Raw genomic sequence first — 23,100 nt, 5'->3', positions numbered from 1 at the left:
GTCCAGCGGCAGGGGCGTCGATTCGACACGGTGGCTGGTGCGTTCCGGACGTGATGCGGCGCACAGTGGGGTTCGTGATCCGAAACGGGCGGATCCGACGTAACGAACCCTGACCGATGGGAGCCCACATCATGACCACCGGCCGCACACTGCTGGTCGCCTACCTGTCCACGCCGGGCGGACAGGACGCACTGGCACTCGGCGTCGTCCTCGCACGATCCCTGCACGCCGACCTCGACGTCTGCATGGTCTTGCCGCCGCCGTCTGCGACGGCACAGATCGCAGCCACCGGCAACGCCGACTTCGCGGAGATCCTCGACGAACAGGCAACACGATGGCTCACTGAAGCCACCGACCGGGTTCCCGACGACGTCACCGCCACCACCCGGGTCGCCTTCCACGACAATGCCGCCGAAGGACTGGTGGCCGAAGCACAGGCGACCGACTGCGCGGCGATCGTGGTGGGCGGCTCCGGAGGCGGACTGGTCGGACGCCACTCACTCGGGTCGGTCGTCAACGACGTCTTGCACGCGTCGACGACACCGGTGGTGCTGACGCCACGCGGTAGCCGGGACATGGCGTGCGCACCGCGTCGGATCACCTGTGCCATCGGCCGACGGCCGGGTACCGCACCATTGGTGCGTGCCGCCGTCGACGCGTGCGCCCGTACCGGATTGCCGTTGCGACTGGTCTCCCTGGTCACCGATGACGACCACGTGACCCCCTGGCGCCGCGACGCCGACGACGATGCCGCGCGCGCTGCCGCAGCTGCCCACCTCGCCGACGTCCTCGCCCAGGCACGCGCCGAGCTCGGTGACGACCATCCGATCACCTCGGCCGTCGTACCCGCCCGCACCACCGAGGACGCCATCACCTCGCTGCACTGGGAGGACGGCGACCTGATCTTCGTCGGTTCGAGCCGACTCGCCCAGCCCCGCCACCTGTTCCTCGGCTCGACTGCAGCAAAGATGTTGCGCGCGTTGTCGGTTCCGATGATCGTCGTTCCGAAGGACGCCTGATGAAACCCAACGATCCCGCCGTGTCTCGCCCCGCTGCCACCCCGACGATTCCCGACTCCCACCTCGCCAACGAGAAGGGACTCGCCACCGGCAAGGTGGGTGTGCTCTCCGGGGCGATCCTCGGGATCTCGACGGTGGCTCCCGGCTACACCCTCACCGCCAGCATCGGTTTGATCGTCGCAGCGGTCGGTCTGAAGATGCCGGCGATCTTCATCGCCGGGTTCATCCCGATGTTCCTGACCGCCTACGCCTACCGTGAGCTCAACTCCGACACCCCGGACTGTGGCGCCTCGTTCACCTGGTCGACCAAGGCCTTCGGGCCCTACGTCGGCTGGATGTGTGGATGGGGCATGGTGGTGGCGACGATCATCGTGCTCTCGAATCTGGCGGCGATCGGCGTGCAATTCTTCTACCTGATCATCGCCCAGATCGCCGACCGCCCCTCGATCGCCGATCTCGGAACGAACAAGCTCGTCAACATCCTCACCACGCTTGTTCTCCTGGCAATCGCCACCTGGGTGTCGATGCACGGGATCACCACCAGCGAACGTATCCAGTACGTGCTCGTGGGCTTTCAGATCATCGTGCTGTTTGCCTTCGCGATCATCGCTTTCGTCAAGGTCGGCGCCGGCGACGCCCCCGCCGGCATGTCCTTCGACATCGATTGGTTCAACCCGTTCACCGGTTTGACGATCTCGGCATTCGCCGTCGGACTCACCGGCTCGATCTTTGCGTTCTGGGGGTGGGACACCTGTCTCACCCTCGGTGAGGAGTGCAAGGACCCGCAACGCACCCCGGGGCGCGCCGGAATCCTCTGTGTCCTGTCGATCCTGCTCACCTATCTGCTGGTCGCGGTCGCGGTGATGATGTACGCCGGCGTCGGCACCGACGGGGTCGGTCTGGGTTCGGAGGCCAACGCCGAGAACGTCTTCGGTGCCCTGGCCACACCGATCCTCGGTCGATGGGGCGGATTGTTGCTCTTCGCCGCGATCCTGGTGTCATCGATCGCGAGCTTGCAAACGACGTTTCTCCCCGTCGCCCGCACCATGCTCGCGATGGGCACGTACGGCGCATTCCCGAAGAAGGTCGCCGAGATCCATCCGCGATTCCTGTCGCCGGCGTTCGCCGCACTGGTGGCCGGGATCGTGACGGCAGTGTTCTACACGGTGGTGACGGTGCTGTCCGAACGCACATTGATCGACACGATCGCCGCCCTGGGCATCATGATCTGCTGGTACTACAGCATCACCGCATTCGCCTGCGTGTGGTACTTCCGGCGCACGCTGTTCTCGTCCGCACGGAACTTCGTCTACCGCTTGCTGTTCCCGTTTCTCGGTGGACTCGCTCTCATCGTCGTGTTCGTCATCTCGGTCGGCGAGAGCATGAATCCCGACAATGGCAGTGGCGCGTCCATTTTCGGTATCGGCCTGGTCTTCTACATCGGATTCGGACTGCTCGCCGTCGGTGCTGTGGTGATGATCTATCTTCGCGCACGCCATCCTGCGTTCTTCCGCGGTGAGACACTGCCACGCACGACGCCCGAGGAATCGGTACCAGCGCAGTAAGTCGGTGGGAGTTTGTGTGTCGACTTCGGCGTTGTGTGTCCTGCAGGGCACACAACGTCGGAGCCGGCACACATACATGTGTGGTCGAGCTGTGTGCGACCGGGCCTCGAGTAATAAGGGTTGAATGGGGGATGCCCCGCAACACGGTGTGTGTTGCGGGGCATCCCCGGAAATTAGTGTTCGGCGGTGTCCTACTCTCCCACACTGATTAGGGTGCAGTACCATTGGCGCTGGTGGGCTTAGCTTCCGGGTTCGGAATGGGACCGGGCGTTTCCCCACCGCTATAGCCGCCGAAACTCTCTGAAACTCGCACCAGACGAGTTTGTTTATCTCCTGGTGTTGTTTCAGAAGTACATAGTGGATGCGACACATCTTTTATTCTTTGAGAATATAAAAGAATAAGGATGTTGTTGTAAGTCCTCGGCCGATTAGTACCAGTCACCTACACCCATTACTGGGCTTCCAGTTCTGGCCTATCAACCCCATGGTCTGTGGGGGGCCTTAACCACTCAATGGTGGTGAGAAACCTCATCTTGGAACAGGCTTCCCGCTTAGATGCTTTCAGCGGTTATCCCTTCCGAACGTAGCCAACCAGCAATGCTCCTGGCGGAACAACTGGCACACCAGAGGTTCGTCCGTCCCGGTCCTCTCGTACTAGGGACAGGTTTCCTCAAGTTTCTAACGCGCGCGGCGGATAGAGACCGAACTGTCTCACGACGTTCTAAACCCAGCTCGCGTGCCGCTTTAATGGGCGAACAGCCCAACCCTTGGGACCTACTCCAGCCCCAGGATGCGACGAGCCGACATCGAGGTGCCAAACCATCCCGTCGATATGGACTCTTGGGGAAGATCAGCCTGTTATCCCCGGGGTACCTTTTATCCGTTGAGCGACACCACTTCCACACGTTGGTGCCGGATCACTAGTCCCGACTTTCGTCCCTGCTCGACATGTACGTCTCACAGTCAAGCTCCCTTGTGCACTTACACTCACCACCTGATTGCCAACCAGGCTGAGGGAACCTTTGGGCGCCTCCGTTACCTTTTAGGAGGCAACCGCCCCAGTTAAACTACCCACCAGGCACTGTCCCTGAACCCGATCAGGGTCCGAGGTTAGAAGTCCAATACGATCAGAGTGGTATTTCAACAACGACTCCACAACCACTGGCGTGGCCACTTCACAGTCTCCCACCTATCCTACACAAACCGAACCGAACACCAATACCAAGCTATAGTGAAGGTCCCGGGGTCTTTTCGTCCTGCCGCGCGTAACGAGCATCTTTACTCGTACTGCAATTTCGCCGAGTCTGTGGTTGAGACAGCAGAGAAGTCGTTACGCCATTCGTGCAGGTCGGAACTTACCCGACAAGGAATTTCGCTACCTTAGGATGGTTATAGTTACCACCGCCGTTTACTGGGGCTTAAATTCTCAGCTTCACACCCCGAAGGGCATTAACCGGTCCTCTTAACCTTCCAGCACCGGGCAGGCGTCAGTCCGTATACATCGTCTTACGACTTCGCACGGACCTGTGTTTTTAGTAAACAGTCGCTTCTCTCTGGTCTCTGCGACCCACACCAGCTCAAACAGTCAATGTCGTCACCAGAATGGGTCCCCCTTCTCCCGAAGTTACGGGGGCATTTTGCCGAGTTCCTTAACCACAGTTCTCTCGATCGCCTTAGTATTCTCTACCTGACCACCTGTGTTGGTTTGGGGTACGGGCCGTGTACCAACTCACTAGAGGCTTTTCTCGGCAGCATAGGATCATGGAATTCACCACAACGGTTACGCATCACCTCTCAGACACCTGAAGCACGGATTTACCAATGCCTCGTCCTACAGGCTTACACCAGGACAACCATCGCCTGGCCCCACTACCTTCCTGCGTCACCCCATCGCTTGCCTACTACCACCCGAGGTCCCATGCAGCCCCCGCCGGCTACCCGAAGGCAGTCCATTGGGATTTGGATGGTTAGTACAGATGATTCAGCATGGGCGCGGATACACGGGTACGGGAATATCAACCCGTTGTCCATCGACTACGCCTGTCGGCCTCGCCTTAGGTCCCGACTCACCCTGGGCGGATTAGCCTGGCCCAGGAACCCTTGGTCATCCGGCGGCAGAGTTTCTCACTCTGCTTTCGCTACTCATGCCTGCATTCTCACTCCCACACCCTCCACACCTAGATCACTCCGGCGCTTCCACGGATGCAGGACGCTCCCCTACCCACCCACACACCTAGACCACCCTCCGCAGAAGGAAGCCAGATCATTGTGTGAGTGCCGCGGCTTCGGCGGTGTACTTGAGCCCCGCTACATTGTCGGCGCAGGATCACTTGACCAGTGAGCTATTACGCACTCTTTCAAGGGTGGCTGCTTCTAAGCCAACCTCCTGGTTGTCTTCGCGACCCCACATCCTTTTCCACTTAGTACACGCTTAGGGGCCTTAGCCGGCGATCTGGGCTGTTTCCCTCTCGACTACGAACCTTATCGCCCGCAGTCTCACTGCAGTGCTCTCACTTACCGGCATTCGGAGTTTGGCTGACGTCAGTAACCAGGTAGGGCCCATCGGCCATCCAGTAGCTCTACCTCCGGCAAGAAACACACCACGCTGCACCTAAATGCATTTCGGGGAGAACCAGCTATCACGGAGTTTGATTGGCCTTTCACCCCTACCCACAACTCATCCCCTCCATTTTCAACTGAAGTGGGTTCGGGCCTCCACGCGGTCTTACCCGCGCTTCACCCTGGCCATGGGTAGATCACTCCGCTTCGGGTCTAGACCCGGCGACTATCAACGCCCTATTCAGACTCGCTTTCGCTACGGCTACCCCACACGGGTTAACCTCGCCACCGAGCACTAACTCGCAGGCTCATTCTTCAAAAGGCACGCCATCACCCCCAGCCGACCAAACGACTCAAAGGCTTTGACGGATTGTAAGCGTCCGGTTTCAGGTACTCTTTCACTCCCCTCCCGGGGTACTTTTCACCTTTCCCTCACGGTACTAGTCCGCTATCGGTCACCAGGAAGTATTCAGGCTTACCGGGTGGTCCCGGCAGATTCACAGCAGATTCCACGAGCCCGCTGCTACTTGGGGACACCATCACGCAAGACCACACGCTTTCAGCTACCGGACTCTCACCGCCTACGGCAGACCATTCCAGGCCACTTCACCTAACGCATGGTTTTCTCACTCACGCCCCGACAGGTAGATCGAGGAAGACAGACCCCACAACACCACACACACAACCCCTACCCGGTATCACATGCGCATGGTTTAGCCATCCTCCGCTTTCGCTCGCCACTACTCACGGAATCACAATTGTTTTCTCTTCCTATGGGTACTGAGATGTTTCACTTCCCCACGTTCCCCCCACACAGCCTATACATTCAGCTGGTGGTAACACGACATCACTCGTGCTGGGTTTCCCCATTCGGACACCCTCGGATCACAGCTCGTTTGACAACTCCCCGAGGACTATCGCGGCCTACCACGTCCTTCATCGGCCCCTGGTGCCAAGGCATCCACCGAACGCCCTCAAACACTTACAACAACACCTAAACCCACAGACGCCCCCAAAACAACGGAGCCGCCCACCAGTTTAGCCATTCGCCTTACAAACATTTCTTTCAACTCGAACAAAACACACAAACCAAAAACATTGATTCGATATGCATTGCAAAAATAAAGATGCTCGCATCCACTATGCACTTCTCAAACAACACACACCCACAACCGGCCAACCCTCCACCCGCCATCACAACAGGCATCACCAGACCAACCCGCATTGCAAGCACCAAGACAACACACACGAGTGTGTTCCCTCAGAACCCCGACAGTGTATTAGCAGCATCCAACCAGTCACCCGGAAAGATCACCCAGCCACCACCAGCATCAGGCCAGCGACAGCACAACGGCGTGTTTGATGTTTCACCCTATGAACACACACCCACCCAACGGACAGACGCCGCCGGCCTGGGAATGTTGCATGCTCCTTAGAAAGGAGGTGATCCAGCCGCACCTTCCGGTACGGCTACCTTGTTACGACTTCGTCCCAATCGCCGATCCCACCTTCGACAGCTCCCTCCCACAAGGGGTTAGGCCACCGGCTTCGGGTGTTACCGACTTTCATGACGTGACGGGCGGTGTGTACAAGGCCCGGGAACGTATTCACCGCAGCGTTGCTGATCTGCGATTACTAGCGACTCCGACTTCACGGGGTCGAGTTGCAGACCCCGATCCGAACTGAGACCGGCTTTAAGGGATTCGCTCCACCTCACGGTATCGCAGCCCTCTGTACCGGCCATTGTAGCATGTGTGAAGCCCTGGACATAAGGGGCATGATGACTTGACGTCATCCCCACCTTCCTCCGAGTTGACCCCGGCAGTCTCCTGCAAGTCCCCGGCATAACCCGCTGGCAATACAGGACAAGGGTTGCGCTCGTTGCGGGACTTAACCCAACATCTCACGACACGAGCTGACGACAGCCATGCACCACCTGTACACCAACCACAAGGGAACCAACATCTCTGCTGGCGTCTGGTGTATGTCAAACCCAGGTAAGGTTCTTCGCGTTGCATCGAATTAATCCACATGCTCCGCCGCTTGTGCGGGCCCCCGTCAATTCCTTTGAGTTTTAGCCTTGCGGCCGTACTCCCCAGGCGGGGTACTTAATGCGTTAGCTACGGCACGGATCCCGTGAAATGGAACCCACACCTAGTACCCACCGTTTACGGCGTGGACTACCAGGGTATCTAATCCTGTTCGCTACCCACGCTTTCGCTCCTCAGCGTCAGTTACTACCCAGAGACCCGCCTTCGCCACCGGTGTTCCTCCTGATATCTGCGCATTTCACCGCTACACCAGGAATTCCAGTCTCCCCTGTAGTACTCAAGTCTGCCCGTATCGCCTGCACGCCTGCAGTTAAGCTGCAGAATTTCACAGACGACGCGACAAACCGCCTACGAGCTCTTTACGCCCAGTAATTCCGGACAACGCTCGCACCCTACGTATTACCGCGGCTGCTGGCACGTAGTTGGCCGGTGCTTCTTCTGCAGGTACCGTCACTCGCGCTTCGTCCCTGCTGAAAGAGGTTTACAACCCGAAGGCCGTCATCCCTCACGCGGCGTCGCTGCATCAGGCTTGCGCCCATTGTGCAATATTCCCCACTGCTGCCTCCCGTAGGAGTCTGGGCCGTGTCTCAGTCCCAGTGTGGCCGATCACCCTCTCAGGTCGGCTACCCGTCGTCGCCTTGGTAGGCCATTACCCCACCAACAAGCTGATAGGCCGCGGGCCCATCCCCAACCGCAAAAGCTTTCCACCAAGAACCATGCAATCCTTGGTCATATCCGGTATTAGACCCAGTTTCCCAGGCTTATCCCAAAGTCAGGGGCAGATCACCCACGTGTTACTCACCCGTTCGCCACTCGAGCACCCTGCAAGCAGGGCCTTTCCGTTCGACTTGCATGTGTTAAGCACGCCGCCAGCGTTCGTCCTGAGCCAGGATCAAACTCTCCATGAAAAAACATCGAAACCAAACAGTTTCAACACAAACCAGGAAAGCAAAACCTGACAAAAACAATCCAAAAAACTGGCAAAAAAATCCACACCACACCCCACAACAGGGCGCGATGCACAAAACTCTAATGCCACAAAACAAATGGCATCAAACAATCCACCAATACACTATCGAGTTCTCAAAGAACACACACCCACCAACACCACCCCACAGGGCGAACTTCGATGAGCTTGTTCTGTTTCTGAAGTGTTAACCCCTTCCGGAGCAACTCTTCCAGAGTACCAGGCACTTCACCCGTCCGCAACCCTCTCGGTTGGCGGCCAGATCCGCATCCGGCAACCCCGGGTCCTCGTCCTGGCACATGACTGTGCCCGGATCGATTTCTCGGGGGCGGTCAACGTCTACCCGGTTTCCTCTCCCCTACCGAACTCCTCTCGGAGCCCTCCGGGGCGGCGCCGCGGCGCGCTGACTTCGAATAAGTTACGCACAGAGCCCCCGCGAATCAAATCGCCAGGTGGGTTCTGACTGGTCGCACATCAGCCCTGGTCAGCGGGCCAGCCCCAGCCGTCGGAGGTCGTGCATCCGGCCGTTCCGGCCGCTCGCGATAATTGTGATCTGGGCCATGCGGGCGCGGCGATCGCCTCTCCGTTCGGTCAGCAGATGCACCCGTTCGGGCAGTTTCGCGGCAAAAGTCCAGGTCATAGCGTTGTGGTCATGAGCGTCACGACGATGAGTGCCGGACTACCGACCACTCGCCGCATCACGGTGCGGCACGTTGATGCGCTGCCTGCCGATCTTCCCCATGCCGGACGGGTTGCCTGGTCCATCGACCGGGATGGAGGTCGGGTCGAACTCGTCCACACCTTCACCGTCGCCGAGATCTCGGATGACGCAATGGTCCTCGCGCTCGAAGGCGTGATCGATGCCGGCGCGTTGTGTGGCCAGTGGGAGTTCGAGGAAGCCGCGGTCGGTCTGATCCGGTCGTGCAGCGAGCGCGCCGACGACGCGTGGGCCGGGTTCTACGACAACTCGCTGCGCGCGCTGCGCGACGGGACGGCGTCGTTCGCCCCGGTACACCGACGGGCGCGCTCCCTGATCAGCGGTTCGAGTGTGCTCGAAGTGGGTTGTTGCTTCGGCTTCTTCGCGCTCCGATGCGCCGAGGACGGTCTCGATGTCGCTGCGTGTGACATCTCCGTCGGTGCGGTCGACCTGCTGACTCAGGCCGCACGTCGCCGTGACACCCCCGTGCTGGCGACTGTCGGAGACGCCACCGACCTCGACCACGCCGACTCCTCGGTCGACACCGTCACGTTGATCCACCTGCTCGAGCATCTCCCCGCGGACCAGGCGCGTGCCGCCATCATCGAGGCATTGCGGGTCGCGCGTCGGCGGGTGGTGATCGCGATCCCTTATGAGGACCGTCCGAGCGAACACTTCGGCCATCTCGTTCGGTTGGGGCCCGAGAACCTGCACGCCTGGGCGGACGCAGCCGATCACGCCGGGGCCGAATTCCTCACCGATCACGGCGGCTGGTTGGTGCTCACCCCGCGCAGCTGAGCCTCATCAGATCAGCCCGCGCTTGCTCGCGATGTAGACCGCGTCGGTCCGTTTGGTCACGCCGAGCTTGCGAATGATGTTGCGGATGTGGAACTTCACGGTCGACTCGGAGATGAACAAGGTCGTACCGATGCGCTTGTTGCTCATCCCGTCGGCGAGTAGCCGCAGCACCTCGCGTTCACGTTCGGTCAGGGTCTCCGATCCACCGCCGTCGCCGGACACCGTGCGCAACACGATCGCAGCGCTACGCGGGTCGAATGCGCTGCCGCCCCCGGAGACCGACTGGATGGCACGCACCAACTCGGTGGTGTCGACGTCCTTGACGACGTAGCCACGTGCCCCCGCCTTCACCGCCCGCACCACGAGGTCGTCGTCGAGGAATGTCGTCAACACCAGACTGGCCACCTCGGGATGCCGGGCCGCGATCTCGGTGATCAGTCGTAACCCCTCGTACTCGGTGCCCGCCGTCAGTTTCAGGTCGACGACGACCACATCCGGCCGTGACCGCTCGACCTCGGCCAATGCATGGTCGAACGAATCCGCCTCGCCCACAACCGAGATCGTCTCCTCCCGTTCGAGGAGGGAGCGAATGCCTGCACGCAGGAGTGCATGGTCGTCGACCAGCATGGTGCGCACCGCCGTCGTCGCGATATCGGGGTTGTTCATCTGCTGACCTCCTGATGCAGTGACGATCGTGTTCCGGCGGAACGCCGGACCGATTCGGTGGTGGCGCGCGGCAACGACGTGGATTCGGTGACGGTGCCGGCCGGGATCTCCACCCCGACCCGCACGCCGCCGATCCGGGATCGGCGGATCCGGAACTCACCACCGAGTTCGCGCGCTCGAGCCGACATGTTCGCCAGGCCCCGATGTCGCCCGGCCAGGTCGCCCAGCGTCGCCGCACGCAGCACGCGACGCATGTGTCCCGGGTCGCCGACGCCGTTGTCGTCGACGGTCAGACTCACGTCGTGATCGCCGTAGGTGAGCACCACCCGCGCCAGTGTCGCCTCGGCGTGCACCGCGGTGTTGAACAGCGCCTCACCGGCGATGCGCAGAATGGCGTGTTGCACGTCATCGGGCAGGTCACGGGGCCGGCCCACCACCCGGACCTCGGTCTCCAGATCGGCCGGCATGTGCATCGAGCACAGTTCGTCGAGAACCTCACCCAGGCTCAGCCCCTCCACGGACGGGGACTGGTTCAGGGCGTAGATCACCGAGCGCAGTTGTTCGACCGCGTTGCGGGTCAGCGTTCCTGCGACCTCGAGTCGCTCGGCGGTCTCCGGGTCGCACTCCATCCGGCATACCTCGATCTGCACACCCGCCGACAGCACCGACTGCGTCACCGAGTCGTGCAACTCCCGGGCGATGCGTTCACGCTCCTCGGTGACCAGCCGTTGTCGCATCACCGCCGACAACTCACGTTGTGTGCGTTGCAATTCCACGTTCTGCACCGCCAGATCGGTGGCCTGCTCGCGGGCCTTGGCGTAGGCATCCTCGGCGCGGGCGAGTTGATGGCGACTCTCCTCGAGCAGCGCCGCATTGAGCAGGGCCACCACCGCTTGTCGGGCGAGGATGCGCATCACCACCAGGTCGGCGGAGTCGACGACGTGGCGCGGTGGCGTCCACGCCGACAGCCCGCCGACCACCCGGCCGTCGAGGTGCACCGGCACATGCAGATGGTGATCGGCGACGACCGGTCGGACGAGCTCGCCAAGCTGGTTGCGCAGGATGTCGTTGAGGCGGTTGAGCACCTCGTCGGGCAGGTGGCTCGGCGTGCGCGCGACCTGCACGCCCTCGAAGGCGTAGATGGTGCCGTCGCCGTCCATCATCAGGTGGCGCGGACCCGTGCGATCGAGTTCGCCGTCGCACAGGGCGAACACCACCCAATCGGCCTCGAGGTGTTCGGCCACCGCACGCACCACCGAGAGCACGAGTGTCTCCGGCCCCTCCGCGGTCTGCACGAGGGCTCGCGAGATGCGGTCCAGTGCGCCGACCACACGACCGAGGCGCTCCTCGACCCCACGGAACTGCGCGTAATGCGAGCCCTTCACCGAGTGCAACCCGATCAGCGAATCGAAGTCCGTTCCGCCGACCTCGTCCCCGCCGGGCGTCAGGTCGCGGTCGCCGAACCTCGAGGAGACGCTCATAGTGCCTCGCGATAGAGACGGGCGACATCGGCCGGGGTCGGCTGGCGCGGGTTCGTCCGCATGCAGGCATCGACCAACGCGTTGGCGGTCAGCGCGTTGATGTGTGCGGCGGAGACTCCGAGCTGCGACAGGCGAGCCGGCATCCCGATCCGTCGTGAGAGCTCGCACACCGCATCGGCGAATCGCTCGGCGGTCACGAACGCCGACGACGACGTCGGCACACCGACGGCCGGGGCCAGATCGACGAAGGGGGTCGGGTCGGTCTCGGCGTTGAACCGGATGACGTGCGGGAGCAGAACCGAATTGATCGCTCCGTGCGCGGCGTCGCACAGTCCGCCGACCGGATGGCTCATCGCGTGGGTGGCGCCGAGAATGGCATTGGTGAACGCCATCCCGGCCTCGAGCGCGGCGTAGGCCATGTCGAGTCCGGCGTCGGGGTCACCGGGAGCGTCAACGAATCGCTCGATCGACCGCCATGCGGTCCCGATGGCCGACAGGGCCGAACGATCGGTGAGCCTGGTGTGCGCCAGCGATGCATAGGCCTCGATGCAGTGCGTGATCGCGTCCATCCCCGACTGCGCGGCCACCTCGGGTGGCAGCGTGGCCAGTGCGTGGGGATCGATCACCGATACATTCGGCACCAATCCGCGTCCGATGATCGTCACCTTCGTCATGCGATCCACGTCGTTGACGATGCAGAACTGCGACACGTCCGACCCACTGCCCGCAGTGGTCGGCGCAGCGACCAACGGCGGTAACGGGATGCGGGCGCGATCGATGCCCTCGTAGGACAGGATGTGGCCCCCGTTGGCCGCGAGGATGGCCACCCCCTTGGCGGCGTCGATCACCGATCCCCCGCCGAGCGCCACGATCCCGTCCGAGCGTGTCTGCTCGTAGTGTTCGAAGCCCAGGGCGATTTCCGGCGCCCGGGGATTCGGTGAGACATCGGTGAAGGAGGCCACCTTGAGGTCTGCCGCCCGCAACCGTTGCGCGAGGCGCGGATACCACGGGGTGGCCACCAGATTGCGGTCCGAGACGATCATCAGCCGACGCATCCCCAGACCTGCTGCGGCCGTGGGGATCTCATCCAGAGCCCCGGGACCGACGATCACCTCGGGGGTATGGAACTTGACGACCGGGATCCGCGTCGCCCGCGCTCGGGGTTGCGGCCGTTCCGAATCCACCTCGGGTCGGGCCTCACCGATATCGGCGTGCATCCCGTTCACCCACCTCGTCGCCCCACCAGTCGTTGCCGAAATCCTACGCGGCCGCCTGCGGTTCACGCGCCGTATGCGCTGACCGAGACCTGCTCGAGCGCCGCGAGGTCGTGGACGACGTGCACACGGTCGCACAGCGTGGCGTAGGCCGGCAGGTCGCACGACCCGAGACCCCACGAGTAGCTGGGTTCGGGGGTGATCCAGATGGTCTCCCGGGCCCGGCGGCTGATCTCCTCCAACGCGTCGAGGTTCGGGTCGCGGCCGTTGTTGCGACCGTCGCCGAGCACGATCACGGTGGTGCGCCGGGTGATCGCGCCGCCGAACTCGTCGAGGAAACACTGCAGAGCGTTCCCGTAATCGGAGTCGGCGTCGGTGTCGAGGACACCGCCGGCCGGCAGGCCCGAAACGACCAGGGACAGCGCCTCCTCGGCCGGGTGTTCGGCGAAGAGATCGGTGATCTCGACGAGGTCGGACACGAAGGCGAACGACCGGACGTGGGCCACCATGCTCTGCAGTCCGTGCACGAGTTGCAGGGTGAAACGGGCTGCGCTGCGCACCGACAACGACACATCGGCGAGGATCAGCAGCGACGGGCGGTCCTCGACCTTGGCAACGGTGATGGGCCGGAACGGCACCCCGTCGAATCGCAGGTTCGCGCGCATCGTGCGGGCCGCGTCGACAGTGCCGCGGGCGGCCAGTTTGCGTCGGGCACGCGGCGCGCCGTGCAGCGATCGGATGAGCCTGCGGATCGACTCCTCCAGGCTGGCCCGCTCGTGCTCGTGAATGGCATCGCGCACCGATGCCTTCACCTCACGATCCTCGATCTCGTGGTCGGTCGCCATGAGCGCCTCGAGGTGATCACGCAGCTTCTCGGGCAAACCGTCGAGCAATCCCGCCAGTGCGCTGCGCAACCGGGCGATCTCCTCGCGGTCGGGCTGCGGACCGGACAGTCCCCCGGCGTCGTCGAGCCAGTCGAGCAGCGCCATCTCCTGCGCCACCGACAACTCGGCGTCGAGCTGGGTCGGATTGCCGGTGACGAGCTCACCCGGCCGACCCGGGTTGTGCAGGCGGGACACCGTCAGTTGCACACGGGCGGCCTGCTCGGAGTTCGGCACCGAATCCGCCGACAGCACGATCTCGTCGGTCAGCGACGCCATGTCGAGTTTGTTGGCCTCCTGATGCAGGTTGTACTGCTCGGCGAGGTCCTCGGGGTCGAAGTAGTCGCGGATGTTCGACGGCGGGCCGTGACTGTGACCTTGCTGCGGGGTGTTACTCACCTCGTCGGACAGGGTGTACTCGGCGAGCTCACCGGTGTCGGAAAGATCGTCGTGACTGTGCGAATGTCCGTGTCCGTCATCGGTGTCGAGCACCGGACGCAACGAGAAGTACTTGTCGAAGACCTCGTCGAAGGTCTGCTCGTCGCGTCGGTCCTTGACCAGACACGCCTGCAGCGCCGAGCGCATGAGTTCACGGTCGGCGAGGATCTCGGCGGTACCCACGGCCGCAATCGCGTCCATCGCCTCCGAGACGCCGATGCGCACGCCGTGCAAACGCAGTAGCCGGACGAACCGGTGGACCGCTCCTTCCATGACGCCGCTCCCTAGAACGGACGCTTGCGGCGGGTACCCGAACCCGAGCGGGAACGGCCGGTGTCGCCGAATGAGCGACTGCCCTGCGTGGCACTCACCGCCCGGGTACCGGCATCGCTCTTGGCCCCGGGCGAGCCGTAGTAGTCGTCGCCGTGGCGCCCGGGCTTGTCCTTCTCGGCACGTTTGGCGCGACCACCGTGCGGGTCGTCATGCGTGTGTTCGCCGTCGTGGGCGTCGTCGTGGGTGTGGGAATGCCCGTCGTGCGAATGGGAATGGCCCTGATCGTGGGAATGTCCGTGGGTGTGCAGGTGATCGGGCACCTGCGCGTTCGGATCCACCAGCCGGGGCAGTGTGGTTCCCCCGGAATCGTGGAGGACTCCTCTATGCGGCTTCGGGCTCGGTGACTGCGGTGTTCTCGTAGTCGACCGGACTCATCATCCCGATCGCGCTGTGGCGACGCTGGTGATTGTAGAAGCCGTAGCACCACTCCAACACGACCGCCTGCGCCTCCATGATAGTATGGAACTCGTTGCGTGACAACACTTCCCACTCCAAAGAAGAGAAGAATGCCTCCGCTGCGGCGTTGTCGAAACACGATCCGACCCGGCCCATCGACTGCCGGATACCCATCTTCTGGCACAGCCTGGTGAACCGTCTCGCGGTGTACGTCGACCCACGATCGGTGTGGAAAATCAGCTTCTGCGCATCGTCATCACGCCATATCGCCTGCATACCGCCCCGCGTGGCGACCCCCATCTCGATCGCCGCACACGCCAACGCTGCATCCGGGTGACGACTGGTGGCCGCCCCCAGCAGGCGGCGACTGTAGAGGTCGATGACCGTGGCCAGATACAGCTTGCCCGCCGCGGTCGGGATCTCGGTGATGTCGCCGACCCACCGCTGATCGGGGCACTGTGCGGTGAAATCGCGACCCAACAAATCGGGGAACTTCGGGGCGGTCTTGTCCTGACGGGTCAGCCCGTTGCGCCGGCGGATCCGCCGCGCGACCAGGCCCTGACGACACATCGAATCAGCGACAGTCTTCTCGGTCACCGTCCACCCGTCAGCACGCAGATCCGCATGCAGGCGCGGTGACCCGTGCAGGCCGCGGGCCTTGTCGAACGCCACCGCCACGGCCCGGTCGATGGTGTCCCGGCGATAGTCGCGGGTGGTGTGCAAACCCGTTGCCGCACCCGGCGATTGGGTCCGCTTATGCCATTTGTAGAACCACGCCTCGCTGACCCCGAGCAGCCGGCAGGACACCGCGTGTGGCACCCGATAGTTGGTCCTCTGGTCGGCGATAAAGCGTGCCACGCTCACTTCGTCGCCTCCTTCACCCACAGGACCACTGATCGCTTGAGGACATCACGCTCCATGCGCAGCTCGGCGACCTCGTCACGCAACCGTTTGAGCTCAGCAGCGTCATCAACGGTCAGCTCGCCGCGGCCCTCCCGCTCGGCGCGCGCCCGGTTGACCCAGTTACCCAAGGTGCCCTCGTTGACCCCCAGGTCTCGAGCGACCTGGGCGATCGGCTTACCTGTCTCCTCGACGATCCGGACCGCCCCATCACGAAACTCCCGGTCGTACTTCTTCCGCTTCTCTGGCATCGTGCTCCTCATTATCGATGCCTCTACGGTTCGGGGGGAACCTCACAGGGCGTCGAGTGCGCGGGTGAGGTCGCGGTCGTACTTGACGACCACGTTGGCGGTCTGACCGAGGATGTCGGCGGAGAGTTCGTCGGCGCCGAGCACCGCGAGGGTGCGCGCCCAATCGATCGCCTCGGAGATACTCGGCGCCTTGCGCAGGTCGAGTTCGCGCAGACCGCGCACGATCTCCACGAGTTTGGCCGCGAGCGTCTCGGCCAGGCCCGTGTTCTTGGACTTGATGATCTCCAATTCCCGTGTGGCATCCGGGTAATCGAGCGACAGATGCAGGCACCGGCGTTTGAGTGCCGCCGACAGATCGCGAGTGTTGTTGGAGGTCAACACGATCATCGGCTGGTGCTTGGCGACGAAGGTACCGATCTCGGGCACCGACACCTGGTATTCGGCGAGGAGTTCGAGCAGCACCGCCTCGAGCGCCTCGTCGGCACGATCGACCTCATCGATCAGCAGGACGACCGGGCGTTCGCTGCGCACCGCCTCGAGCAGCGGCCGGGGGGCGAGAAAGCGCTCGGAGAAGAACACGCTCTCCTCGGCACCGATGCGGTCGACCGCCTCCGACAGTGAGTCGGCGTCGGCGACGACCGCAGAGATCTTCTCCCGCAACACCTGGGTGTAGAGCAACTGCTTGCCGTAATCCCACTCGTAGAGCGCGGTGGTCTCGTCCTGACCCTCATAACACTGCAGCCGCAACAGATCTCGGCCCGTCACCTCTGCCAGGGTCTTGGCGAGTTGCGTCTTGCCAACGCCTGCCGGACCCTCGAGCAGGACCGGTTTGCCGAGCCGGCTCTGCAGGAAGACGGTGGTCGCCAGACGTTGATCGGCCAGGTAACCCGCCTCGGCGAACCGGGCGACCACGTCGTCGACATCACGGAATCCGCCCGGATCGGGTTGGCTCGCAGCATCTTCGACGTGCGGGGCGACGGTGTCGTCGGTGGTGACGGTGGAGGTGGGCATCGATCTCTCCTGAGGTCTGGTGGATGTGGGCCGGCGGCCGGTGGCCACGCCGGTGGTCACCCGAATTGGGGGCGTTCGGGTGACCACCGGCGTGTGGTGATGTGGGGACACGCTATTCGGGGCAGACACATCCCCACATCGGTCTTCATCGGCGACGCACCTCTTACGGGAGCAATTCGTCCAGATCGCCGTTGACGCAGTGCTCGACGACCGGGCGAACGGTCTCGAAGGTGCACTCCTTGGGGTTACCCGGGGTGCACGCGTCACCGAGCACGTGGTTGGTCAGCGCGTCGATGGTGGCCGCGTCGGTGGTGATCTCCTTGCGGTTCTCGTAGTACTTCGTCGGCCCCTCACCGAGACGGTTCTTCGGGTAGGTGTTCTGCTTGACGTCGGCGAACTTCTCGACGATGCCCACGTCGCGCAGCAACCGGATCGCCGCTTCGAGCGCGGCATCGGCGGCCTGGACCTTGGTCATACCGTGGGTGTCGACGCCCATCGCGTCGGCCATGTCGGCGAAGCGCTCGTACATGACCGGCATGTTGAAGGCCCACACGCGCGGCAACGCAATCGCGTTGTTGAGTCCGTGGTGGGTGTCGAAGAACGCCGAAACCGCATGGCTGATCGAGTGGATGATGCCGAGACCACCGGAATTGAACGCCTGCGCGGCGATGTACTGCGCGTACATCATGCCCTCGCGGCCGGCGAGTTCGGTCGGGTTCCAGGTGGCCTCACGCAGATGACGAGCCGTCATCCGCACCGCGTGCAGGGCGTTGCCCATCGACGGCGGGAAGTTCAGGCGCGACACATACGGTTCCGAGGCGTGGGCGAGCACGTCGAAACCACACTGGGCGGTGAAGGCGACCGGGCAGTCGTAGTAGAGCACCGGGTCGTCGATCGCCAGGGTGGTCACCGCCGCGTCGTCGAAGGCGACATACTTGTGCGGCTTGTCGGGATCGGTTGTGGTGTCGGTGATCACGTAGGCCCACGAGGTCTCCGACCCGGTACCCGCGGTCGTCGACACCGCGATGTGCGGCGGGTTCTTGGGGTTCTCGCTCTTGTTGAAGCCCTCGAACTCGTTGACGTTGCGGCCGTCGTGCGCGACCGAGATGCGCGCACCCTTGCAGGCGTCGTGCGCCGAACCGCCGCCGATGGAGATGAACGAGTCGCACTTCTCCGAGTTGTACAACGACACGGCATCCATGACGTTGTAGTCCTTGGGGTTGGACTCGACCTGGTCGTACACGACGACCTCGAGGCCGTGGTACTTGCACGACTCGACGATCTTGTGGACGGTATCGCTACCCCGCAGACCGGTGGTCATCACGAGGGTCTTCTTGAACCCGAGTTTGAGAGCCTCGGGGCCGATCATCTCGTGCGCGCCCGGGCCCATCATCGCGCGCGGGAACGGGTGAAACTCCTTGATGGGAAACGGTTTGAGTAGTTCGTCTACCTGCATCTGACCTGTCCTCCTTCATCCGACGCACACCGCGTGACGCCGACTTGAGCACCGGCGACGTTACGCGCGTCACACCATGTGTCAGAAGTGTTGTGAGGCCAAACCGTCCCTATTGCACCGAGTGCCAACCGAAGGGCAGTGCGCCCCCTGCCCGAGTGGTCAGGGTGATGCCATCCGGAGGGTCAGTCACCGGGCCGACACCTGAGCGGAACGCGCCCGGCGCACTGCATCGATGTCGAAACCCCAGGGCATCTCGAGACGATGCGCGGCAAGCAATTCCGAATCCGACAGGATGTCGTCGACGTCGCCGTCGGCGACCACTCGTCCGGCGTCGAGGACCACCGCGCGGTCACACAACTGCGCCGCATACAGCAGGTCGTGGGTGACCACGAGCATCGTCGTCCGCAGCGTCAGCAGAGTGTCGGCAAGTTCGCGCCGCGCCTGCGGGTCGAGGTTCGCCGACGGCTCGTCGAGAACCAGAATGTCTGGGCGGCAAGCCAATACGCTCGCGAGTGCACCACGGCGGCGCTGCCCTCCGGACAGGTGGTGCGGACTTCGCCTCGCATGCTCGGTCATCGAGACCGCCGCCAGCGCCTCCTGCACACGGTCGGCGAGTTCGTCACCGCGCACCCCGAAATTGGCGGGCCCGAATGCCACGTCCTCGGCGAGCGTGGGCATGAACAACTGGTCGTCGGGGTCCTGGAAGACCAGGCCCACGCGGCGTCGGACCTCGCGCAGGGTGTCCTTGCCCACGCGGGAGCCGTGGACGGTCACCGACCCGGCACTCGGCAGAAGGACTCCGTTGAGCTGCAGCATCAGTGTCGTCTTGCCCGCGCCGTTGGGGCCGAGCAACGCGATCCGCTCGCCCGGTTCGACGACGAGATCGAGGTGGTCGATGGCGAGGTGTCCGTCGGGGTAGGCGTAGCGCAGTCCGGCGATCTCGATGGCGGGAGTCATCGCAACACCCAGGCGGCCGCGGCGATCGCGGTCGCGGCCAGCGCGGGTGTCACGATCACCAACCACTGGCCGGCGCTCGCACGGGCGGAGGTCACCACCCCGGGCATCTCCGGGATCGTGCCGGTGAAACCCCGCGACATCATCGCCAGATGGACCCGCTCGCCGCGCTCGTACGAACGGAGGAACAGTGCGCCAACACCTTTGGCGATCGCACCGATCTGGTGGATCGCTCGCGGTGAGTCCCCGCGGGCGACGCGGGCGATCTGCATGCGTCGGATCTCGGCGGTCAACAGATCGACGTAACGCAGCATCATGACGAAGATCGGGGTGATCGACGCGGGCACGCCGAGTCGGGTGAGCGCCACCGGCAGCTCACGCGCCGGCGTGGTGGCAGCGAAGGTCAGCGATGCCGCGACTCCGAGCGTGCCCTTGATGACGATCCCCCACCCGGCGTACAGCCCGGGCACCGACAACGAGAGCCCGGCGACGGCGACCCGCTCGCCACCTTCGGCGAAGGGCAGCAACACCGCAAGAATCACGAACGGGACCTCGATCAGCATGCGTGGAGCAATCCATGCCGGTGAGATCCGGGCGACGACCCACACCGCGGCCAGGACGATCGCGAAACCCGCGTAGGGCCAGAACATCTCACGCGGGGTGGCGACCACCGCGAAGACGAAGAAGACCAGGCAGACGATCTTCACCTCGGCGGGCGCGCGGTGAACCGCGGAGTCGCCGGCGCGGTAGACCGGGTGCGGGTGTCCGGCTCCCATCGACTCAGTCTCCCGATCCGGTCCCCGACCGGGCGACACCGGTACGGGCACGTCGAGCCCCGCCGATGATCCAGAACAGGCCCGCGGCGATCACGAGGGTGATCACCACGCCGATCACCCCGGCGATCCCGTTGGTGTAGCCGATTCCGCGAAAGCTGTAGTCGGCCAGCGGCGATGAGGCCATGGCGTGGTCGGTGGCATGCTGCGCGATGCAGTCTCCGGTGAGTTGCTCGGCACCGTCGACCTCGGTCGTCTCGCACCCCCGCAGCGTGGTCGAGTCCAGACCGTCCGGTGACGAACTGGCCAGATAGGACACCAGACCTGCGATGAGCAAGGCCACCACACCGAACGCGATGAGGAAGGTCCTGCGATGGACCCGGGGCGAGCGGTCGCGGCGATCGCCGGAGGTTCCGGTGGCGGTCATGCCGTCGCTCCGATCAGCGTGGCGGGAGAGTCGGTGCGACGCAACAGGTAGACGAGATCGGGGCGGGCCCGGGCGACCGCCACCACGGTCGCCGCGGTGATCAGCCCTTCGCCGACCCCGATCAACAGGTGCGTGCCCCACATGTAGCTCGCGACCGCGGTCATCGACGTCGCCGCCGCTCCACCGATGGCGTATTCGACGACGAATCCGGTTGCCGCGCACATGGTCCCGCAGAGCGCCGAGACGAAGGCCACCACCCCCAGACCGGCGAGCGGGTGATCCGACCGGCCCCGGCGACCAACACGCAGCAGTCGCGACGCGACCACCGCGACGCCGTAGCCGACGAACGTCGAGAGGAGAGCCATGTTGGTGAGGTTGGCCCCGAGGGCGGTGATGCCGCCGTCGGCGAACAGCAGGCACTGCACGATCAACACGATCGCGATGCACAACGCGCCGGTGTAGGGCCCCACCAGGATTGCGGCGAGTGCACCTCCGAGCAGATGCCCGCTCACACCGGGGAGGACGGGGAAATTGATCATCTGGACGGCGAAGATGAAAGCGGCCACGAGGCCGGCCATCGGCACGGTCTTCTCGTCGAGGTCGCGGCGCGCACGCCAGGCACAGAAGGCCAGTCCGACCACGGCGATGGCGCCGAACAGGAGCGAGGTCGGTGCGTTGATGATGCCGTCGCTCATATGCATGGCGACTGGGGTGGTGGACATGAGCAGTGCCCTTCGAGATCCCTGGAGGTACACGCCCGGACGGCGCGATACGGGAAACACTAAAACCGGACATCACATCTGTCCACTTATTCAGATGTTGAGGTGCTCAGACTGTCCGACCGGTCAGGTGTGGCCCTGACCACAATTCGACGACGCATTGTCGGGTCGGATCGGCACGCCCTGTTGGAGCGGGTCAGGACGTTGTTGGCGCTGCGGCGAACAGTCCCGCTGAGCGAGGCTGTTCGATGGGATCTGCCAGGATCGCTCCGGAGCGGAGTAGTGCGAATGTGCGCTGGGCGATGGACGGGAGTCGGGAGTCGAGCGCGGTGAGTGGGGTGGTGTGATCCGTGAGTTCACGGACTGCGCTGATCGCCTTCTGTACTTCGGGGATGCGGTAGCCGCCCGCGCGAAGGGCAGCGACGATGCGGGCGTCGCGGATCGCGACACCCGGGTAGCGTCGTACACTTCCGGCCGGCGTGGAGACTCTTTGAGGCGTGATCAGGCCGACACTTTCCCAGAAGCGAAGCGTGGACGCCTTCACTTCGAGGGCTTGCGCGAGCTCGGTTATGGTCATGCAGTCGTCTTCGGTGGGCGCGACGTCGGCGGTTTCCTCGGAACTGATGGACGTCAGTGCCGATCGCGCGGCCAGTGTGTGTTCGCGTTCCCTGTTGAGCCTGGTGTGGAGCTCGCTGATCATGGCTGCAGCGTAATCGCTTGGAGCACTGCGGATTTGCCGCATCGTGCGGCACGCCACGACCGGTCGGACGGCGTACGCCAGGTCGCGGTAGGCACACAAGCTGTGCACGTGCTCTGGCGAGAACTGTCGGTAGCCGCTGCGGGTTCTCGGCGCCGGCGGAATCACGCCGAGTGCTTCCAGGTCACGCACTTGCTGAACCGAGTACCCCGCTGCCGCTGCTACATCGGCAGTCGTCATCGTCGGCGATAGTCCCTCCGTGCGCATGCAACCCTCCATAAACGCTTCAAGTACATGCTTGAAGTATGAACATGGACCAACTGTTGCAAACAATCCGATCGTTTGATGGGCTGCTCGAGTTCGCACCTACCGAGGGTGACGAGTTCCCGCCAACCGCTTGGGGCGATCACTTCTTCTACTACGCCCCCGACGGCCAGGTGCCGAAACGTCAGCAGCCCTACGCCACCATCGTCACAAAGAACTACCCCGACGACTCCCTGTCCGACCTTGACAAGCCCGGCCGGTGGCGACTGAACATTCACGTCGGCACCACCACGGCTCGTGAACTGACCGACAAAACGGCTGTGCCTACTGATGATCAGTGGGACTTCGCAGCGCCCGACGTTGTCTTTCCGCACCCCCTGTATCGCCACCAGGGGTGGGTATCGATCGTCAACCCGGGTGCTCGCACCAGCATGCTGGCTGTCCGCCTCCTTCGTCAGGCGCACGAGGCCGCACGTCACCGCCTCGAGCATCGACGTTCCCGGGAACGGATCGAACGCGAGCCCGGAGCGGGCGGCACCCGATGACACCGCAGTGCACCGCTCACCGTCGAAGGTAGACGACG

General features: G+C 63.5%; 16 protein-coding genes, 3 rRNA genes and 2 pseudogenes. 4 read left to right on the top strand and 17 right to left on the bottom strand.

Going from position 1 to position 23,100, the window contains the following annotated elements:
• Positions 1-116 precede the first annotated feature (116 nt).
• Positions 117-1,019: a universal stress protein gene (locus AC5ZH6_RS09820; protein WP_006371596.1), complete on the top strand. Its 903-nt coding sequence runs from the start codon at positions 117-119 to the stop codon at positions 1,017-1,019.
• Positions 1,019-2,584, top strand: coding sequence for an APC family permease (locus AC5ZH6_RS09815; protein ID WP_006371597.1), 1,566 nt, complete (start codon positions 1,019-1,021; stop codon positions 2,582-2,584). The genes AC5ZH6_RS09820 and AC5ZH6_RS09815 overlap by 1 nt, the downstream gene beginning before the upstream one ends.
• Before the next feature lie 178 nt (positions 2,585-2,762).
• Here AC5ZH6_RS09815 and rrf read toward each other — a convergent pair.
• The 3 genes from rrf to AC5ZH6_RS09800 all read right to left on the bottom strand — a co-directional run bounded on the left by rrf (position 2,763) and on the right by AC5ZH6_RS09800 (position 8,102).
• A 5S ribosomal RNA gene (gene rrf / locus AC5ZH6_RS09810) occupies positions 2,763-2,879 on the bottom strand.
• A 113-nt stretch (positions 2,880-2,992) separates the two neighbouring features.
• Positions 2,993-6,131, bottom strand: a 23S ribosomal RNA gene (locus AC5ZH6_RS09805).
• A 448-nt stretch (positions 6,132-6,579) separates the two neighbouring features.
• Positions 6,580-8,102 (bottom strand): 16S ribosomal RNA (locus tag AC5ZH6_RS09800).
• The 16S, 23S and 5S rRNA genes sit together here, the layout of an rRNA operon.
• A gap of 705 nt (positions 8,103-8,807) precedes the next feature.
• On the opposite strand from AC5ZH6_RS09800, the gene mftM reads away from it, so the two are divergent.
• The gene (gene mftM, locus AC5ZH6_RS09795) at positions 8,808-9,656 is read left to right on the top strand and encodes a mycofactocin oligosaccharide methyltransferase MftM (RefSeq protein WP_035727224.1); all 849 of its coding nucleotides are present in this window, start codon (positions 8,808-8,810) and stop codon (positions 9,654-9,656) included.
• Positions 9,657-9,662: 6 nt separating this feature from the next.
• On the opposite strand, the gene AC5ZH6_RS09790 is transcribed toward mftM, so the two are convergent.
• From AC5ZH6_RS09790 to AC5ZH6_RS09725, 14 genes and pseudogenes are all read right to left on the bottom strand, one after another.
• Positions 9,663-10,322, bottom strand: coding sequence for a MadR family response regulator transcription factor (locus AC5ZH6_RS09790; RefSeq protein ID WP_006368503.1), 660 nt, complete (start codon positions 10,320-10,322; stop codon positions 9,663-9,665).
• Positions 10,319-11,803: a MadS family sensor histidine kinase gene (locus AC5ZH6_RS09785; RefSeq protein ID WP_006368504.1), complete on the bottom strand. Its 1,485-nt coding sequence runs from the start codon at positions 11,801-11,803 to the stop codon at positions 10,319-10,321. The genes AC5ZH6_RS09790 and AC5ZH6_RS09785 overlap by 4 nt, the downstream gene beginning before the upstream one ends.
• Positions 11,800-13,020, bottom strand: coding sequence for an iron-containing alcohol dehydrogenase (locus AC5ZH6_RS09780; RefSeq protein WP_035727227.1), 1,221 nt, complete (start codon positions 13,018-13,020; stop codon positions 11,800-11,802). The genes AC5ZH6_RS09785 and AC5ZH6_RS09780 overlap by 4 nt, the downstream gene beginning before the upstream one ends.
• Positions 13,021-13,082: 62 nt before the next feature.
• Complete coding sequence (locus tag AC5ZH6_RS09775) at positions 13,083-14,609, bottom strand: VWA domain-containing protein (protein ID WP_006368506.1); 1,527 nt, start codon at positions 14,607-14,609, stop codon at positions 13,083-13,085.
• Between the two features lie 11 nt (positions 14,610-14,620).
• A pseudogene (locus tag AC5ZH6_RS09770) lies at positions 14,621-14,959 on the bottom strand (AAA family ATPase); the annotation flags it as partial.
• Positions 14,960-14,990: 31 nt separating this feature from the next.
• Positions 14,991-15,929, bottom strand: a complete 939-nt coding sequence (locus AC5ZH6_RS09765) for an IS3 family transposase (RefSeq protein WP_496167630.1) — start codon at positions 15,927-15,929, stop codon at positions 14,991-14,993.
• The gene (locus AC5ZH6_RS09760) at positions 15,926-16,216 is read right to left on the bottom strand and encodes a transposase (protein ID WP_005195137.1); all 291 of its coding nucleotides are present in this window, start codon (positions 16,214-16,216) and stop codon (positions 15,926-15,928) included. Before AC5ZH6_RS09760 ends, AC5ZH6_RS09765 begins: the two co-directional genes overlap by 4 nt.
• Positions 16,217-16,261: 45 nt before the next feature.
• Positions 16,262-17,227 (bottom strand): annotated as a pseudogene (locus tag AC5ZH6_RS09755) (AAA family ATPase); the annotation flags it as partial.
• Positions 17,228-17,390: 163 nt separating this feature from the next.
• A complete protein-coding gene (gene mdo, locus AC5ZH6_RS09750) occupies positions 17,391-18,683 on the bottom strand; it encodes an NDMA-dependent methanol dehydrogenase (protein ID WP_006368508.1) in 1,293 nt (430 codons plus the stop codon).
• 186 nt (positions 18,684-18,869) lie between these two features.
• Entirely contained in the window at positions 18,870-19,640 is a 771-nt protein-coding gene (locus AC5ZH6_RS09745) for an energy-coupling factor ABC transporter ATP-binding protein (RefSeq protein WP_006368509.1), read from the bottom strand.
• Complete coding sequence (cbiQ, locus tag AC5ZH6_RS09740) at positions 19,637-20,413, bottom strand: cobalt ECF transporter T component CbiQ (RefSeq protein ID WP_006368510.1); 777 nt, start codon at positions 20,411-20,413, stop codon at positions 19,637-19,639. Before cbiQ ends, AC5ZH6_RS09745 begins: the two co-directional genes overlap by 4 nt.
• 4 nt (positions 20,414-20,417) lie before the next feature.
• On the bottom strand, positions 20,418-20,837 hold the full coding sequence (locus tag AC5ZH6_RS09735; protein WP_006368511.1) for a PDGLE domain-containing protein: 420 nt from the start codon (positions 20,835-20,837) through the stop codon (positions 20,418-20,420).
• A complete protein-coding gene (locus AC5ZH6_RS09730) occupies positions 20,834-21,559 on the bottom strand; it encodes an energy-coupling factor ABC transporter permease (protein ID WP_006368512.1) in 726 nt (241 codons plus the stop codon). The genes AC5ZH6_RS09735 and AC5ZH6_RS09730 overlap by 4 nt, the downstream gene beginning before the upstream one ends.
• 193 nt (positions 21,560-21,752) lie before the next feature.
• A complete protein-coding gene (locus tag AC5ZH6_RS09725) occupies positions 21,753-22,520 on the bottom strand; it encodes a MerR family transcriptional regulator (RefSeq protein ID WP_006368513.1) in 768 nt (255 codons plus the stop codon).
• Between the two features lie 38 nt (positions 22,521-22,558).
• Here AC5ZH6_RS09725 and AC5ZH6_RS09720 point away from each other — a divergent pair, with 38 nt between their 5' ends.
• Positions 22,559-23,062 carry a DUF6194 family protein gene (locus AC5ZH6_RS09720; RefSeq protein WP_006368514.1) on the top strand — a complete coding sequence of 168 codons (504 nt, stop codon included), beginning with the start codon at positions 22,559-22,561 and terminating at the stop codon, positions 23,060-23,062.
• Positions 23,063-23,100 lie beyond the last annotated feature (38 nt).

This window comes from Gordonia sp. YC-XJ4 (genome assembly GCF_059511865.1).
The sequence above is the reverse complement of the archived record's forward strand: the minus strand, read 5'-3'. Positions and strand labels throughout refer to the sequence as shown.